Source organism: Caviibacter abscessus, assembly GCF_001517835.1.
In the GTDB taxonomy this organism is placed as follows: domain Bacteria; phylum Fusobacteriota; class Fusobacteriia; order Fusobacteriales; family Leptotrichiaceae; genus Caviibacter; species Caviibacter abscessus.
Window position 1 is genome coordinate 22,143 of sequence record NZ_LOQG01000003.1, and the last position, 17,954, is coordinate 40,096.

Genomic DNA, 17,954 nt, shown 5'->3' on the forward strand with positions numbered 1-17,954 from the left:
AATATGCAAGGTTTAAATTTAGATTTAAATAGTAAAAAATTCGCTAATATGGATAATAAAACTTATTATGATGTAATAGTTATAGGTGCAGGACCTGCTGCGATGTCAGCTGCAATTTATTCTATAAGAAAAGGACTTGTAACAGGAATTATAGGAGATATAATTGGAGGACAAGTTACAACAACAAATGAAATAGAAAATATAATTGGAATACCAAAAACAACAGGTAGTGACTTTTCGCTATCACTTGAAAAACATGCTAAGGAATATGAAATACCATTTTACAAAGGTCATATTGTAAAAGAAATAAAAGTAGATGTAAAAGATAAAATAGTGATTAGTGATGATAATATTAGTTTTAGAACTAAAACTGTTATTATTGCAACTGGAGCTAAACACAGAGAATTAAATGTTGAAGGTGAAAAAGAATATATAGGAAAAGGAGTACATTATTGCTCTACTTGCGATGGACCATTTTATAGAAATCTTAATGTAGTAGTTGTTGGTGGTGGAAATTCAGGAGTTGAAGCTGCACTTGATTTATCTAACATTGCAAAAAGTGTTATTTTAATGGAATTTATGCCAAGTTTAAAAGCAGACAAAGTTTTACAAGAAAAATTATATGAAAACAATAAAATTACAGTAATGCCAAATACTAAAATAGAAAAGATATCGGGGACACAATTTGTAACAAATTTAGAATTTGTTGATAGAGAAACTAATGAAACAAAAATAATAGATACAGATGGTATTTTTGTCGAAATAGGGCTTATTGCTAACACAGATCCATTTAAAAATTTAGTAGATGTTAATAAAGCAGGAGAAATTATCATAGATAATTCAAATATGACAAATGTACCAGGAATATTTGCAGCAGGAGATTGTACAACAGTTTTACATAAACAAATAATAATTTCAATGGGAGAAGGAGCAAAAGCTGCACTTTCTGCATTTAACTATATTTTAAATAACTAGAAATAAAAAAGGAGTAAACAACTAATAATAATGCGAGTTACTCCTTTTGTTTTATTCTAGATATTCTTTATTTAATCTTGTTGAAACTAAATCATCTGTATTAATTTTTTCATTTGTAACAGTATCTATAAGTGAAAATTCAATTTTATGTCCGTTTTTATTAACGATATTCCAAAAACAACTTTCATTATTTAAATTTTTTTCTCCCCAAATAGCGAAAGCATAAAAAATACTTTTTAATTCTTTTGTTTTTTCAGTAGGTAAATAATTGTATCTAGGAGGGTTTGATTGGTACATTTCTAATGATAAAAATTCATCTGAAACTAATTCTTTTAACCTTCTAGCAAGTAAATTTGTAGGAATATTTGTAAGTTTATCCTGCAATTCCTTATATGTCATTAATCCATGTAGAATATTAAATAAAATAAGCATGGTCCATTTATCACCGATTAGATTCAATGTCTGTGCTAAATTACAAGGCATATCATATCTTATTTTTGTCATATTATTCTCCTTTTATTAATATTTTAGGTAATTAATAAATTATAGCACATTAATACTAATTTTCAAAATAAATAAGCTGTGCAAAAAATGCAACAGCTTAAAACATCTAAAATTTTATAAAATATATTTCATGTTTGGCTTGTCCTAGGTCATTAACCTGAGCAATACCTATTCCAGTTATTTTAGCTTTAAACTTATTTAGCTTATAATTATCCAAAAATTTTTGTAATTTTTCAGGATCTTGTGGCGTTAAAAGTGTTATATGTGGATCAAAATTTTCATATACATTAGGAGATCCAAATTTTTTAAATGCTTCAGACTTTTCAGGTATTGATACTGCCCAATTTGGAACTTTAGCATCTAATGCTCTAAGTGGTATAAGTTTATTTGCAATTAAATTAGATAATGTTGAAAGTTTGTCTGATTTAATGGCATCAAGCATAAGCCAATTGCCTCCAGTTTTTCTTATTTGATAAAAATCAATTTCAAATGGACTTGTTTCTTTAGCAATTAAATCTATTTCTTTTATTATATCATTTAAAGCTTCTTTTTTATATTCAGTAAGGTAAAGCGTAAGATGAATCAAATATCCATCTGAATAAAGACTTTTAATTCCTACTTTTTCTAAATTTTTTGATATATCAGAAACAATATTTTCAGTATTTTTATCAAATTTAACATAAACATTGTAATTAGTATTTGAAAATAAATTAAATGTGAAAAAAATATATATAAATATTAATAATTCTTTCATTGTACCTCCTCATTATTACCAAGCTGAATTAATTACAACTTCTTCTCCATATCCACCGTTCATTTTTTGTGGATTAGTTGAATTATAAGGTCTTTGTACACGTATGCCACGAATGCCAACTTCTCTAGCAGCTAATATATCGTCATCAGAGTCTCCATAATGAATAGAAACATTATGTTTTTTTATATAATATGATTTATCATATTTAAATCCTGGCATAGGAGTGTCACCTGTATAATTAACGTAAACTTCATATGGGATATTGAAATATCTTTGTAATGTTTTTGATAATTTTGTAGAAGTATAATTCTTTTGTTTTGAATGTCCTGTTCTACCTGTAATGAAGAAAATTTTATCTCCTCTATCTAAATGCATTTTAATTATCTTCATAGTAGATTTTTTAGGTATTGAATGTTCATCGCCTTGTTGAGCTACATAATCCCAATATTTTTGATTATATAAATAGCTTATTTGACCTTTAGGATGGTTAGGAATCTGATAATGTTGACTTCCATATTGGAAATATTGGCTAGAAAATAATAAAGTATCATCAATATCAAAACTAACATTTATAGGTTTGGTATCTTCAAGACTTTTCTTTATATCTTCAACAGAAACAAAATGTACAGCTTTTTGTGTTTGTTCAGTAGAATAAAATCCTGTGTGAGTATATGGCACTTTTGGACCATATGAAAATGATAAACTAGCAATCGAGATTACTAATAAAAGTTTGATAAAATTCTTCATAATTTTTCCTCCTAAATATTTTTAAGCAACTAATTATACTTTGAAATATAAAAAAAGCAAAAAAAAAGAAGCTACGCTTCAAATATGGTTGGGCTGGCTGGATTCGAACCAACGCATGGTGGAGTCAAAGTCCACTGCCTTACCGCTTGGCTACAGCCCATCAATGACAAAAAAGATTATAATGCAAATAAGCTAATTTGTCAATAGTTATTTAAAATAAACCTGGAATTTTAACTCCACCTGTAACAGTTTCCATTTCTTTTTCTGCCATTTCTTCAGCTTTAGTTAAAGCCTCATTTACAGCAGAAAGAATTAAACTTGATAATTCAGTTGAATCTTTTTCTTCGCAAGCTTCGTTTATTATATCCATTCCTATTTTAAGATCTACAATTTCCTTTTGACCATTAACTTTTATAGATATTTGCCCACCAGCAACAGAAGTTTCAACGAATTTATCTTTTAATCCTTCTTGAATTTCCAGCATTGCTTCTTGCATTTGTTTAGCTCTTTTAATAATATCAACTTGACTATTAGAAGAAGTTGAACTTTTTAATTTTCTAACCATTTTAAATCCTCCGATTAAAAAAAAAGTGGTGGCGAGAGAAGGATTCGAACCTTCGAAGGCTGAGCCGGCAGATTTACAGTCTGCTCCCTTTGGCCACTCGGGTATCTCGCCAAAAAAATATAAAGTGGTGCCGCTTGCCGGAGTCGAACCAGCCACCTACTGATTACAAGTCAGTTGCTCTACCAGATGAGCTAAAGCGGCAAATAAAATGGCGGAAGTGACGAGACTCGAACTCGCGACATCTTGCGTGACAGGCAAGCACTCTAACCAACTGAGCTACACCTCCGCACATGGTGGTCACAACTGGGCTCGAACCAGTGACCCCCTGCTTGTAAGGCAGGTGCTCTCCCAACTGAGCTATGCGACCATGGGTAAGTATGGTAGGCCCTAGGAGAATCGAACTCCTGTTGCCGGGATGAAAACCCGATGTCCTGACCACTAGACGAAGGGCCCATACTTTGTGTCGTCTAACGACAAAACTAATAATATCAAAAAATAAATTATTTGTCAACAAAAATTTTTAATATTTAATTTAAAATTTGAAAAACCTAGATAAATACTAGGTTTTATAGTTTAAAAAAGAAAAATATATCAAATAAAAGATAATGATTTGATAATATATTTTCAGATTTTATTATTCTTTATTTAATCCATTCAACCATTTCTTCCTTGTATGAAATATGAGGTCTTAGGCTGATTGCTTTATGACCAAAAGCCATAATAGAAATAGGAATTAAGTTTTCTGGTAAATTTATTATTTCTCTTGTTATACTTTCAGCATTTTCATTATCAAGAATACCCATCCATACAGAACCTAAATCATAATGTGTTGCCATAAGTGCCATGTTTTGTAATGAAGCACTGCAATCTTGGATTAAAAATGTTAAGTTTGTGTCTTTTTGTTTGTCTCCACAGACAAGTATAGCTAATGTTGCTGTTTCAAGTGCTCTTGCATAGGGATGTTTTTGGAAAAATTGTGATAATATTTCTTTGTTTTCAATAACATAAAATTTACGTGGTTCTTTTTTATGGGCTGATGGGGCTGCAATTCCTGCACGTAATATTTCCTTTATAATATTTTCATCAATTTTTTCATTTGTAAATTCTCTTATACTTCTTCTATTAAAAATTTCTTTCATCATAACCCCCTTTTTAAGCTGATTATATCATAAAAAGACTGGAAAAAAAAGCCTGAAAATGCTATAATAACTTATAAAAATGATTAGGAGAAGATAAATGTCAGAAAAAAAATATGGATCAGATGACATAACGGTTTTAGAAGGATTAGAGGCTGTTAGAAAAAGACCTGGAATGTATATAGGAACAACATCATCTAGAGGTTTACATCATTTAATATGGGAAATTGTAGACAATAGTATTGATGAAGCATTAGCAGGATACTGTAATACTATAAAAATAAGAATGTTACCCGACAATTATATTGAAGTTATAGATAATGGACGTGGAATACCAATAGATATGCACAAAACAGGTAAATCAACAATTGAAGTAGTTTTAACAATACTACATGCGGGAGGTAAGTTTAGTGATAAAAACTATACTTATTCAGGAGGACTTCATGGTGTAGGTATATCTGTTGTTAATGCGTTATCAACAGATTTAATTGTTACTGTTACAAGAGATGGTAAAGTTGTAAGACAAAACTTTTCAAAAGGTAAGGCTATAAGTGAATGTGAACAAATAGGAGTTGCAAATGAAAATGAACATGGAACGACTATAAAATTTAGACCAGATGAAGATATATTTGAAAGTATATTATTTGAATATAGTATTTTAGAGTCAAGATTAAGAGAGCTTGCTTATTTAAATACAGGTCTTAAAATTATTTTAACAGATGAAAGAGATGACGAAAGTGTAAAAAAAGAAGAATATTACTATGATGGTGGTATAAAAGACTTTGTTAATGAATTAGTCGAAGATGAGAAAGCGGTTTCACCAGTAATTTATATGAATGATAGAGTAATGATATCAGATAAGACAATTGATGAAAATGGAAATGAAATAAACGCTAAATTTGTTGAAGTTGAAATTGCAATGACTTATAAAAATTCACAAGCAACAGTTGAATATTCATTTGTAAACAATATAAATACATATGATGGTGGAACTCATGTTCAAGGGTTTAGAACATCGCTTACAAGAACTATGAATGATATTGCTAAACAATTAAATTTAGTAAAAGATAAAAAAGATGAAAATTTACAAGGTTCAGATGTTAGAGAAGGACTTGTTTCAATTATAAATATAAAATTCCCTGAACCACAATTTGAAAGTCAAACAAAATCAAAACTTGGAAGTAGTGAAGCTACATCTGCTGTATCAAGCGTAGTTTCAAGTAAGCTTAAAATGTATCTTGAAGATCATCCAAAAGAAGCACAACTTATGATTGAAAAAATGCTTCTTAGTAAAAAAGCAAGAGAGGCTGCAAAACAAGCAAGATCTATGATACTTAAAAAAAATGGATTGGAAATAAGCCCATTACCTGGAAAACTTGCAGATTGTTCATCAAAAATACCTGATGAATGTGAAATTTATATAGTTGAGGGAGATTCTGCGGGAGGTTCTGCAAAACAAGGAAGAGACAGAAAGTTTCAAGCAATATTACCGCTTAGAGGTAAAATACTTAATGTTGAAAAAGCAGGAATGCATAAAATATTAGAAAATGCAGAAATAAAATCAATGATAACAGCTTTTGGTACAAACATTGGAGATAAATTTGATATTGAAAAATTAAACTATGGAAAAATAATAATAATGACAGATGCCGACGTAGACGGGGCTCATATTAGAACATTAATGCTTACTTTTTTCTTTAGATATTTAAGAGAATTAATAAATGATGGACACGTGTATATAGCTCAACCACCTTTATATAAAATACAAGTAGGAAAGAGTATAAAATATGCATATTCAGATGATGAATTAAGAAATGTAACACAAGTTTTAGAAAAAGAAAATAGAAGATATGCAATACAAAGATATAAAGGACTTGGAGAGATGAATCCTGAACAATTGTGGGAAACAACTATGGATCCTGCAACAAGAACATTACTTAAAGTTACTTTAGAAGATGCGAGTTATGCAGATAAAATGTTTAATGTGCTTATGGGAGATAAGGTTGAACCTAGAAGACAATTTATTGAAGAACACGCGAATTATGTAAGAAACTTGGATATTTAAGGAGAAGATAAATGTCAGATAAAATTATTGATAATAATGAAAATATAGAAGACAGTGAATTAATAAAAGAGATAATGAGCACCAAGAATAATGAAAAAGAAATCCCGGTATATATTGAAGATGAAATAAAAGCTTCATATCTTGATTATTCAATGAGTGTAATTGTAAGTCGTGCATTACCAGATGTTAGAGATGGTTTAAAACCTGTGCATAGAAGAATTTTATTTGCTATGAATGAATTAGGAATGACAAGTGATAAACCATTTAAAAAATCAGCAAGAATCGTTGGAGAAGTTTTAGGTAAGTATCACCCTCACGGAGATACAGCAGTATACAACTCAATGGTAAGAATGGCACAAGAATTTAATACAAGATATATGTTAATTGATGGGCATGGAAATTTTGGGTCGATTGACGGAGATTCAGCTGCGGCAATGAGATATACAGAAGCAAGAATGTCAAAAGTTACAAATGAATTGTTGGAAGATATAAATAAAGACACAATTAATTTTAGAAAAAACTTTGATGAAAGTTTAGATGAACCTGAAGTATTACCTGCAAAATTACCTAACTTATTATTAAACGGAACAACAGGAATAGCAGTAGGAATGGCAACTAATATACCACCTCATAATCTTGCGGAATTATGTGATGGTATAATTGCATTAATTGATAATCCTGATACAAGTATAGAAGAACTTATGACACATATAAAAGGACCTGATTTTCCAACAGGAGCAATAATAAATGGTAAACAGGGAATTTATGACGCCTATAAAACAGGTCGTGGTAAAATAAAAGTTATGGGTAAAGCTGATATAGTAACAAGTAAATCTGGAAAACAAAGTATAATTGTCAGTGAGATACCATATCAAGTGAATAAAGCAAAACTTATTGAGAAAATTGCTGAACTTGCAAGAGAAAAGAAAATAGTAGGTATAACAGATTTAAGAGATGAATCTGATAGAGAAGGTATAAGAATAGTAATAGAAATTAAAAAGGGAGAAGAACCTGAACTAATTTTAAATAGATTATATAAATATACAGATTTAGAAACAACTTTTGGAGTAATAATGCTTGCTCTTGTAAAAAATATACCAAGAGTTTTAAATTTAAAACAAATTTTATCAAAATACTTAGAACATAGATTAGAAGTTATTACAAGAAGAACTCAATATGATCTTGATAAAGCAAAAAGAAGAGCACATATATTAGAAGGATTTAGAATAGCTCTTGATAATATTGATGAAATAATAAACTTAATAAAAGCTTCGAAAGATGCAAATGAGGCACGTGAAAAACTTATAGAACTTTATGGATTTACTGAAATACAAGCAAGAGCAATACTTGATATGCGTTTACAAAGACTTACAGGTCTTGAAAGAGATAAAATAGAACAAGAATATAACGAAATAATTGCATTAATTGAAAATCTTCAAGCGATTTTAGAAAGTGAAGAAAAGAAATACTCAATAATAAAAACAGAAGTAATTGAACTTAAAACGAATTATTCAGATAAGAGAAGAACTCAAATTCAAAATATAAGAACAGAAATAGACATAGAAGATTTAATTAAAGAAGAAGATGTTGTTGTAACAATAACAAATAAAGGTTATGTAAAAAGAACACAAGTAGCAACATATAAACTTCAAAAAAGAGGTGGAGTAGGAGTAAATTCTACAAACACAGTTGAAAATGATGAAGTTCAAAATATATACACTGTTAAAACTTTAGATAAACTCCTTATTTTCACAGATAAAGGTAAGGCATATAGTCTTAAAGTTTATGAAATTCCTGAAGCAAGTAAAACTGCTAGAGGAAAATTAATGAGTAATATAATAAACCTTGTAGAAGGTGAAAGTGTAAGTGCAATATTAAATATTGCAGGAGCTTCAAAAGATGCAGAATTATTCTTCTTAACAAAAAATGGAATTGCTAAAAAATGTAAACTTGAATATTTCCTAAACATTAATAAATCAGGACTTATCGCAACTAAATTAGATGATGACGATGAGCTAGTTTTTGTAAATCTAAGTGAAGGAAATAAAGATGAAATATTTATTGCTACAAAAAAAGGAAATTCAGTTAGAATAAGTGAAGCAGATGTAAGAAGTATGGGAAGAAATACAAGAGGAGTAAAAGCTATAAAACTTCATAAAAATGATAGCGTTGCTTCAGCTTGCATAATAGATTCTGTAAAAGATAAAGAAAAATTAGAAGTATTAACTATTTCTCAAGAAGGATATGGAAAAACTACAGCACTAAGTGAATATAAATTGCAAAAAAGAGGCGGTTCAGGAATAAAGAATTTCAAAATTGCAAGTAAAACAGGAGATGTTGTAGCTTCTTTAATAATAAATAGAGAAGAAGATAAAGAAATTATGGTTATAACTAAAGATGGAACATTAATAAGAACTTCTATATCTTCAATATCAAATTATAGTAGAGCAACATCAGGTGTTAGAGTTATGAATGTCAGAAACGAGGATCTTGTAACTTCTGTTGCATTATCAACTGAAGGAGATGAAAATAATGACTAATAAAAAATTTCTATTTTTATTAACAGATGAACATGAAGTAAATTATGCTATAAAGTTTTCTAAATCAATGAAAGAAAAATTTGAATCTGCATTAACTTATGCTGTATATGTAAAAGATATTATGAAATATGAAATTTTTCCAACAAGTATAGACGGAATATCTATACATGGTTCAACATCTATGTTAGTTAATGAATACAAAAATTTGGAAGCAAAAATATATGAAGGTATAAAAGAAAAAGCTTTTGGTAATTTTGATAAAGTATATAGTGTTGAAGGTGAAACTTGCGAAGTTATATTAGAAGAATTAAAAGCATATGATGCCTTGATAGTAGTTAAAAATGAAAAACTTAGTTATGGAATGCAAGAATTATTAAAAACAGCATATAAACCGTTAATAATAATAAGTAAAGAAGATAGAGAATACAAATTCGATAAAATATTAATGTTAAATGATGGTGGTTTCAAAGTAAATAGAAGTATTTTTGCATATTTTCATTTATTTGGAGAAAGCAATATAGATGTATTAAGAGTAAATGTTGAAGATAAAAACAGACTTACTGAAAGATTTGGAAATATATGTAATATAATAGATAAAACTGGAGATAATGAAGCACAAATAATAAAGGATTTTGCTAAACCTTATGATATGATAGTTATGGGAGGTCTTAGTTATTCTTACTTATTAGAAAGATTAACGGGTCAAACAGGACTAAAAGTTATTGAAGATTCTACAAATCCAATATTCATAGGATAAAGGGGAACTAAAATGGAACACAATATTAATCTTGATAAACAACAATTTAAAGTGACAAAAATTATTGAAACAGTTATGACTTGGTTATTAGGTTTTTGCTTTTTGATAGGATTTATAACAGTTGCAAAAATTGCTGATGCGGTATATAGATATTTACATAATACATCATCAAATTATGGTTTTGTAGATATAATAATGCAATTAATTAATCAAGAAAAGGATTTAAAGGCAATAGAAACATTAGGTACAATTTATAGAGCTTTTATATTTATCCTAATAATAAGTTTTGCTATACTTGTAATATTTAGAATAGTTTCAAAAGAAATGTCTAAACTTATGCAATTTAGTTCAGTAACAGCAATATCTTCAATACTATTTTCTTGTTATTTGTTGTTTATTACAAAGGATATATTTTATGCAATAAAAAGCATTAATAATAGGCTATATAGCAGTGATTTTTCAAAGGCTATTTATCTTATGGCAAAATTACAATATATAAAAGATTTGGGATATATAATATATATCGTACTTATTTTAAGTTTAGCTATAACTTTTGTAGCATTTGTTTGCAATTTTTATGAAACAATTTTAAAAACAGATAAGGCTAGTTCAAAATATCTAAGTTTACTGGTTTTAAATTCAACAATAATATGTTTAGCAAATTTAGGTATATATAATTATTATGTAATAAGAAATGCAAATATTATTAATCCTTTTAATTATTTTGTTTTTGGTTACACATTAGATGATAAAGGAGAAATTAAATCAAAAGCATATGTAAATTATAAAAAAATTGAAACCAAGTATATTGATCCATTTTTAAGAAATTTTCTTGAAGAAGGTTTAACATTTGATATTGAAAATTCAAAGAAAACTTTAGAAGGAAAAGAAAACTTAAAAATTGAAGCATCTTATGATTTAGAAAAAGCAAATGAACTTGGTATAAAAATAAATAAACTTTCAAAGTATGTTAAATTAATTGATAAACCAATTTTAATAAAGAAAAAAGAAGATTTAATTGAAAAAAAATTAGAGCATTATCTTAGAAAATACGACACTAGATATTTAACAAAATCTACCAAGGATGAACATACCGGTCTTTATTATTTATTAGATGAAAACAAAAATTTAGACATAGTATTTGTTCAAAAACTTAAAATACAGTACTTACCATATAATATTACAAAAATGTTATCAAAAGATACAGAATATGTATACAATACAATCTATATTGGAAATGTATTTGTAAATTCAAAAAAAGATGTTATTGGCATAAGTGGAACAAATAATATGAATGGTGTTAGATATGCACAAAATGAAAAGGAACTAAAAGAATTTATTAAAATGTGGAAACTAAACAAAATTAATTGAGAGGTTTGGAATGGAAAATAAGTTAAAACAACTAAAAGACTTTTTTTCTGAAAAGTTAAAAAATGTAGTTGATATTAATGAATTAAACGAAATAAAAGTAAAAGCTTTTGGAAAAAAAGGTGAATTTACCAATTTAATGAAGGAAATGGCGAATATAACACCTGATGAAAGAAAAGTTTTAGGAAAACTAATAAATGAAGCCCGTTCAAATGTTGAAGAATTAATTGAGGTAACTTTATGTAAAATAAAAGAAGAAATTAAACAAAATAGAATAAAAAATGAAACTATAGATGTTTCTTTACCAGGTAGAATACAACAAACAGGAAGTATGCACCCAATAACAAAGACAATGAAAGAATTAAAAGATATAGTTTCTGAAATGGGATTTGATATAGTAGATGGTCCTGAGATAGAGTTGGTTAAGTATAATTTTGATGCACTTAATATACCTAAGACACATCCATCAAGAGACAAAACAGATACTTTCTATATCACTGATGATACATTATTAAGAACACAAACATCACCAATGCAAATTAGATATATGCTAGAACATAAACCTCCATTTAGGATGGTTTCGTTAGGGAAAGTATATAGACCTGATTATGATATATCGCATACACCTATGTTTCATCAAATAGAAGGACTTATGATAGGAGAAGATGTTTCTTTTTCAAACTTTAAGGCTATGTTAGAATTAATAGTAAAAAGAATATTTGGTTCTGATAGAAAAGTAAGATTTAGACCTCACTTTTTTCCGTTTACTGAACCTTCTGCTGAAATGGACGTTGAATGTGCTATGTGTAAGGGTTCTGGTTGTAGACTTTGCAAAAACACAGGTTGGCTTGAAATATTAGGTAGTGGTATGGTAAATAACAAAGTGCTTGAAGCAGCTAACATAGATTCTACGAAATATCAAGGATTTGCTTTTGGAATGGGAATTGAAAGAATAACAATGTTAAAATATGGTATTGATGATTTAAGAGCATTTTATGAAAATGATATTAGATTTTTAGAGCAATTTTAATGGAAAGGATACAATAAAAAATGTTAATTTCACTTAATTGGTTAAACGAGTACGTTGACATAAAAAATAAAAGTATAAAAGAATTAGAAAATGCCTTAACCATGATAGGTCAAGAAGTAGAAAAAATAGAAAATAAATACGAATATCTTGATAAGGTTGTTACAGCTAAAATTGTTGAATATAAAATGCATGAAGATTCAGATCACTTAACTGTTTGTAAAGTGGATAATGGCAAAGAAATATTACAAGTAGTTTGTGGTGCAAGTAATCATAAAAATGGGGACATTGTAGCTCTTGCACAAGTGGGTACTAAACTTTCTCCTGATTTTGAAATAAAAAAAGGAAAAATTAGAGGTGTTGAATCAAATGGGATGTTATGTTCTCAAAAAGAACTAGGACTTGGAGAAGAACATAATGGAATAATAATATTTCCACAAGATACCCCTATAGGAGTATCACTTAATAAACTTTTAGGTAAAGATGACATAATTTTTGAGCTTGAAATAACTCCTAATAGACCGGATTGTTTATCATATATAGGAATTGCAAGAGAACTTGGTGCATATTATGGGATTAAAGTTAAAAATCCAAGTTGTAAAATAAAAGAAGAAAGTACTAAAGCAAATAATATAGATGTAAAAATAAATGATGAAAAATTATCAAAAAGATATGTTGCAAGAATAATTGAAAATGTAAAAGTTGGACCTTCACCAAAATGGTTAAAAGATAAACTTGAGTCATTAGGTATGAAAAGTATTAATAATATAGTTGATGCTTCTAATTTTGTTATGTTAGAACAAAATCAACCAAATCATATATTTGATTTAGATAAATTAAGTTCTAATAGTATTGAAGTAGATACTGCAACATATAAAGAAAAGTTTATTACTTTAGATAATCAAGAATTGGAATTAGATAACCAAGATATTGTAATTAAAGCAAATGGTAAAGCAGTAGCACTTGCAGGTGTTATGGGTGGACTTAATACTTGTGTAGATGACAATACAAAAAATATTTTATTAGAAGTTGCACATTTTAATTCACAAAACATTAGAAAAACATCAAGAAAATATACAATAATTTCAGAATCATCATATAGATTTGAAAGAAGAGTAGATAGTTCTAATTTACATAATGTGGTAAATAGACTTGCAAATGTAATACAAGAAGTTGCAGGAGGACAAATACTTTATAGTATAAAAGAAGATGTTAAAATTATTGACAAAGCTTTGGTTTCAACATTAAATTTAGAAAGACTATATAGATTTGTCGGAAAAGTAATTGATAAATCAACTGTAATAAAAATATTAGAAAATCTTGAAATTAAGGTAGTTGATTTAGGAGATAATTTAGAGCTTATTGCACCAAGTTTTAGAGCAGATTTAGTAAATGAACAAGATTATTTTGAAGAAATAATAAGAATGTACGGTTTTGATAACATAGAAAATGTATTACCTAGATTAGATATTAATAAAAATAGAGTGGTAGATACAACAAAATTGAATTATATTATAAAAGAAATATGTTCAAATTTAGGATTAAGAGAAGTCATTAATTATAGTTTTATACCTAAAAAAGCATTAGAACTTATAAAAACAGAAATAGATGAAACGAATATTATTGAAATAGAAAATCCTATTACAGAAGATTTTGCAATTATGAGATCAAATTTAATGTACAGTCTTTTAAAAAATGTTAAGGATAATTTTAATAAAAGTTTTACAAATATTAGATTTTTTGAAGTTAGTAAAGTTTTTGAAAAATTAAATGATAAAATTACTGAAACTGAAAATCTAGCAGTAGTTCTTGCAGGAGCAACTGATAAGAATATCTATGATAAGGGAACTAGTTACGATTTTTATGATATTAAAGGTATTTTTGAAAAAATATTTGAAAAACTTGGAATTAATTCATATAGATTATTTAGATCTGAAAGTAATAAATTACACCCTGGAAGATCTGCTGATATTTTTATAGGCAAAGAAAAGTTAGCAAGTTTTGGAGAAATACACCCTGATATACAAGAAAATTTTGGACTTGAAAATAAAGCAGTAATGTATTTGGAAGTTAATATTTTAAAATTATCAAAATACATAAAAAATGCAATAAAATATAAGACTCTTAGTAAATATCAATCAACAACAAGAGATTTAGCTTTAGTTGCAAGGGAAGAAGTTTTAATTGGAGATGTACTAAAAGCAGTTGAAAAAATTGATCCAATAGTACAAAAAGTTGAATTATTTGACATATATAGAGGTATAGGAGTTGAATTAGGTTATAAGAGTTTTGCAATATCAATACTTATGAGAGATGCAAATAAAACTCTTGAAGAAAAAGATATAAATGCTGTACTTGAAAAAATTAAAGAAAAATTAAGTAAGGATTTTGGAGCAATATTAAGACAATAATGGAGAAAAAATGAAAAAACTATTAAGTGTATTTGTAATATTTTTATTCCTTTTATCTTGTTCTATATCAGCAAAAACAGTTAAAAATTCAGAATTTTCAAATATTAGTTTGAAAAATTTAAATACAGAAGTAAAAAATGGTAAAACATACACTAAAATTGAATATATATATTCAGAATTAGGTAGTTTAAGAACAAGTAATAAAGGAATTATGACAATTGTATCAGATGTTAAAACTGAAAATAATATTGTTTATGCTAAAGATGCAAAAATAATAGATATTATTAGAGATAATGGATACGTTGAAGAGCAAAAAGTAAGTCAAGTTATTACAAATCTTGTTTTAAATATATTGACAGTAAAACCTTTGAATGATTTTAATGGTAAATATTATGCTGAAAATATTCAATTTACTGATAGTGAGATAGTTGTTGAGGAAGAATAGGAAAATATATGGTAATTGATAGGAAAGATATAAAAGAAAATACATGGGATTTAAAGTATATATACGAAAATGATAATTTAATAGAAAAGCTTTATTAATGCTTGATAAAATGAAAGCATATGAGGGAAAAATCACAGATAGTATTCAAAATTTTAAAAATTTTTTAACAGATTTTGAAGAAATTTCAACACTTATTGATAAAATTTATGTGTATTCACATTTAAAACATGATGAAGATACAACAAATTCATTTTATCAGGAAATGTATTCTAAAGCTGTTTCGATTATAACAAACAAAAATGAAGTATTATCATATGTGACAACAGAATATCTTAAAAATTCTGGTAAAATTTTAGAATATTTAAATTCAGATAAAGAGCTTGAAATATATATACATTATTTTAATGAAATTTTTTCGTTAAAAGAACATACATTATCTAAATCTGATGAAAAGTTAGTTTCAAATCTTGGTGAAATTTTAAATTCAGGATATGAAACATTTAATACACTTTGTCATGCAGACATGAATTTTCCTAATGTTGATGGTGAAAAAATAGGTAATGAAAGTTTTACTTCAATACTTGCTGATATAGAGGATAGGGAAAAAAGAAGAAGAATATATGAAGCTTACTATAATGAATATCATAAATACGGAAACACATTTGCAAAAACCTTATCAACAAATGTAAAAGTTAATAATGTACTTGCAAGAATTAAAAAATATGATAGTGCAAGACAAGCTTCCATGAGTTCAAATTTTATTGAAAAAAATATATATGATAACTTAATTGAAGTAATAAATAAAAATTTAAATAAATTGCATGAATACATGAATTATAAAGCAAAAGTATTGGGTTATGACAAACTGTATATGTATGATATGTACAAGAGTATATCTAAAAACATTAATCTTAAATTTAGTGTAGAAGAAGGAAAAAAACTAGTATTAGAAGCTCTAAAACCATTAGGTCAAGAGTATCTTGATATAGTACAAAAATGTTATGATGAAAATTGGATAGATTTTATGCCTAATAAAGGTAAAGCTGGTGGAGCATATTCAAGTGGAAGTTATACGACAAGACCCCATATTTTAATGAGTTGGCAAAATAATATAGATTCTGTATATACTCTAGCACATGAAATAGGACATAGTATACACTCATATTATACAAGACATACACAACCGTATGTATATGGTTCATATACTATGTTTTTAGCTGAAATAGCATCGACGACTAATGAAAATTTATTAACACAATATTTATTAGAAAAATATAAAGATAATAAAGAAGTAACAAACTATATATTAAACGAATATTTAGATGGATTTAGAGGTACAGTATTTAGACAAACACAATTTGCTGAGTTTGAAGATTTAATCCATAATTTAGAACAAAAAGGCTAAGTACTAACTAAAGACAGACTATGTAAGGAATACTATGAAATAAATAAAAAGTATTATGGAGAAAATGTTGTTACTGATGAGTTTATTTCTATAGAGTGGGCGAGAATACCGCATTTTTACTATAATTTTTATGTATATCAATATGCAACAGGATTTAGCTGTGCTTGTGCTTTTGCAAAAGATATATTGGAAAATAAAGAAGAAGCTGTTAAAAGATATATTAATTATCTAAAATCAGGAAGTAGTGCAAATTCAATTGAAATATTAAAAACAGCAGGACTTGATGTTAATACAAGTGAAGTATTTGAAAAAGCACTTAAAGAATTTAGTGATAAATTAGAGGTTTTAAAAAGCTTATGACAAATATTATAGAAAAAATAAAAGAAGATGGAGCATATGCTGTATTTGATTGTGATGAGACAATAATAAATGGTGATGTAGGAAGAATTACAGTTAAATATCAATTAGAGTATGATGAATATATTTTAACTCCTGAAGAAATAAAACAAAAATTACTTTTGATGTATCCTGATTTAGAAGAAGGTATCTTAAATTTAGATATGAAAACTAATTTTATAGCTCTTTCAGATAAAATATATTCAAAATATGAAAAAGATATTAGTTTGCTTCTTATAGAAGGTATGACAAGTGATGAAGTATATAATTTAACTAAAAAGAGTATAAAAGCTTATCCTAATGATTTAACAAAAAGAATTGAAATGGAAAATCTTTTTAATTTATTAAGAGAAAATAATATTGAAATATATATATGTTCTGCATCACAAAAAGATATGGTAAATGTAGCAGCAGATATTTATGGTATTCCAAGAGAAAATGTTAGAGCAGTAAATTTAAAAATGGATAATAACAATAAATATATCTATGAAGAAACGGGTATAGTAACAAGAGGAGTTGGCAAAATAGAAAGTATAAAATCTTTAGGTAAAAAAGAACATCCTGTTTTAATAGCTGGAGATAGTGATGGAGATTATGCAATGTTAAATTATTTTAAAATAAAACATGGTATGATTATTAATCCTAAAGAGAATACAAAAGTTAAGTATTTAGTTGACAATGTTACATATTTTGAGTATAGAATATAGTTATTTAATTAGCACTGAAATTATTTTTAGTGCTTTTTTGTTAAATAAAAAAATAGTGTTTTTATTGCAAAATAGCGATATGTTATGTTACTATCATATGACAAGAGAGAAAAATATTAGTGAAGCGCCAGAACCTTTTATGGTTGACGAGG

General features: G+C 27.2%; 14 protein-coding genes, 6 tRNA genes and 1 pseudogene. 10 read left to right on the forward strand and 11 right to left on the reverse strand.

All coding sequences use genetic code 11. The annotated features are described in order from the left end of the window. Nucleotides 1–3: 3 nt before the first annotated feature. Nucleotides 4–975 (forward strand): FAD-dependent oxidoreductase, encoded by a 972-nt coding sequence (locus AWT63_RS01695; protein WP_068267954.1) that lies wholly within the window; start codon nt 4–6, stop codon nt 973–975. 51 nt (nt 976–1,026) lie between these two features. On the opposite strand, the gene AWT63_RS01700 is transcribed toward AWT63_RS01695, so the two are convergent. From AWT63_RS01700 to AWT63_RS01750, 11 genes are all read right to left on the reverse strand, one after another. Next, complete coding sequence (locus AWT63_RS01700; protein WP_068267955.1) at nt 1,027–1,479, reverse strand: winged helix-turn-helix transcriptional regulator; 453 nt, start codon at nt 1,477–1,479, stop codon at nt 1,027–1,029. A gap of 106 nt (nt 1,480–1,585) precedes the next feature. After that, entirely contained in the window at nt 1,586–2,233 is a 648-nt protein-coding gene (locus tag AWT63_RS01705; protein ID WP_068267956.1) for a 2'-5' RNA ligase family protein, read from the reverse strand. 15 nt (nt 2,234–2,248) lie between these two features. After that, the gene (aphA, locus tag AWT63_RS01710; protein ID WP_068267957.1) at nt 2,249–2,980 is read right to left on the reverse strand and encodes an acid phosphatase AphA; all 732 of its coding nucleotides are present in this window, start codon (nt 2,978–2,980) and stop codon (nt 2,249–2,251) included. A gap of 85 nt (nt 2,981–3,065) precedes the next feature. Next, nucleotides 3,066–3,140: transfer RNA gene (locus AWT63_RS01715), tRNA-Gln, on the reverse strand. A 51-nt stretch (nt 3,141–3,191) separates the two neighbouring features. Then, nucleotides 3,192–3,545, reverse strand: a complete 354-nt coding sequence (locus AWT63_RS01720; RefSeq protein ID WP_068267958.1) for a YbaB/EbfC family nucleoid-associated protein — start codon at nt 3,543–3,545, stop codon at nt 3,192–3,194. A gap of 26 nt (nt 3,546–3,571) precedes the next feature. Continuing rightward, a tRNA-Tyr gene (locus AWT63_RS01725) sits at nt 3,572–3,656 on the reverse strand. A 14-nt stretch (nt 3,657–3,670) separates the two neighbouring features. Next, nucleotides 3,671–3,746: transfer RNA gene (locus tag AWT63_RS01730), tRNA-Thr, on the reverse strand. A gap of 8 nt (nt 3,747–3,754) precedes the next feature. Then, nucleotides 3,755–3,831, reverse strand: a tRNA-Asp gene (locus tag AWT63_RS01735). 5 nt (nt 3,832–3,836) lie between these two features. After that, nucleotides 3,837–3,912: transfer RNA gene (locus AWT63_RS01740), tRNA-Val, on the reverse strand. A gap of 11 nt (nt 3,913–3,923) precedes the next feature. Continuing rightward, nucleotides 3,924–3,998, reverse strand: a tRNA-Glu gene (locus AWT63_RS01745). Between the two features lie 188 nt (nt 3,999–4,186). Next, nucleotides 4,187–4,684: a nitroreductase family protein gene (locus AWT63_RS01750; protein WP_068267959.1), complete on the reverse strand. Its 498-nt coding sequence runs from the start codon at nt 4,682–4,684 to the stop codon at nt 4,187–4,189. 97 nt (nt 4,685–4,781) lie between these two features. On the opposite strand from AWT63_RS01750, the gene gyrB reads away from it, so the two are divergent. The 9 genes and pseudogenes from gyrB (at nt 4,782) to AWT63_RS01795 (ending at nt 17,802) form a co-directional block, all read left to right on the forward strand. Then, the gene (gene gyrB, locus AWT63_RS01755) at nt 4,782–6,746 is read left to right on the forward strand and encodes a DNA topoisomerase (ATP-hydrolyzing) subunit B (protein ID WP_068267960.1); all 1,965 of its coding nucleotides are present in this window, start codon (nt 4,782–4,784) and stop codon (nt 6,744–6,746) included. 74 nt (nt 6,747–6,820) lie between these two features. Then, entirely contained in the window at nt 6,821–9,286 is a 2,466-nt protein-coding gene (gene gyrA / locus AWT63_RS01760; RefSeq protein ID WP_068268002.1) for a DNA gyrase subunit A, read from the forward strand. Further along, complete coding sequence (locus AWT63_RS01765; RefSeq protein WP_068267961.1) at nt 9,279–10,043, forward strand: hypothetical protein; 765 nt, start codon at nt 9,279–9,281, stop codon at nt 10,041–10,043. The genes gyrA and AWT63_RS01765 overlap by 8 nt, the downstream gene beginning before the upstream one ends. Before the next feature lie 12 nt (nt 10,044–10,055). Next, on the forward strand, nt 10,056–11,414 hold the full coding sequence (locus AWT63_RS01770) for a hypothetical protein (RefSeq protein WP_068267962.1): 1,359 nt from the start codon (nt 10,056–10,058) through the stop codon (nt 11,412–11,414). Between the two features lie 10 nt (nt 11,415–11,424). Continuing rightward, nucleotides 11,425–12,441, forward strand: a complete 1,017-nt coding sequence (gene pheS, locus AWT63_RS01775; protein ID WP_068267963.1) for a phenylalanine--tRNA ligase subunit alpha — start codon at nt 11,425–11,427, stop codon at nt 12,439–12,441. A 20-nt stretch (nt 12,442–12,461) separates the two neighbouring features. Continuing rightward, nucleotides 12,462–14,849, forward strand: a complete 2,388-nt coding sequence (gene pheT, locus AWT63_RS01780; RefSeq protein WP_068267964.1) for a phenylalanine--tRNA ligase subunit beta — start codon at nt 12,462–12,464, stop codon at nt 14,847–14,849. 10 nt (nt 14,850–14,859) lie between these two features. Further along, nucleotides 14,860–15,294 carry a hypothetical protein gene (locus tag AWT63_RS01785; protein WP_068267965.1) on the forward strand — a complete coding sequence of 145 codons (435 nt, stop codon included), beginning with the start codon at nt 14,860–14,862 and terminating at the stop codon, nt 15,292–15,294. A 262-nt stretch (nt 15,295–15,556) separates the two neighbouring features. Next, nucleotides 15,557–17,059: pseudogene (gene pepF, locus AWT63_RS01790) on the forward strand (oligoendopeptidase F). Then, a complete protein-coding gene (locus AWT63_RS01795) occupies nt 17,056–17,802 on the forward strand; it encodes an HAD family hydrolase (protein ID WP_068267966.1) in 747 nt (248 codons plus the stop codon). The pseudogene pepF and the gene AWT63_RS01795 overlap by 4 nt, the downstream one beginning before the upstream one ends. Nucleotides 17,803–17,954 lie beyond the last annotated feature (152 nt).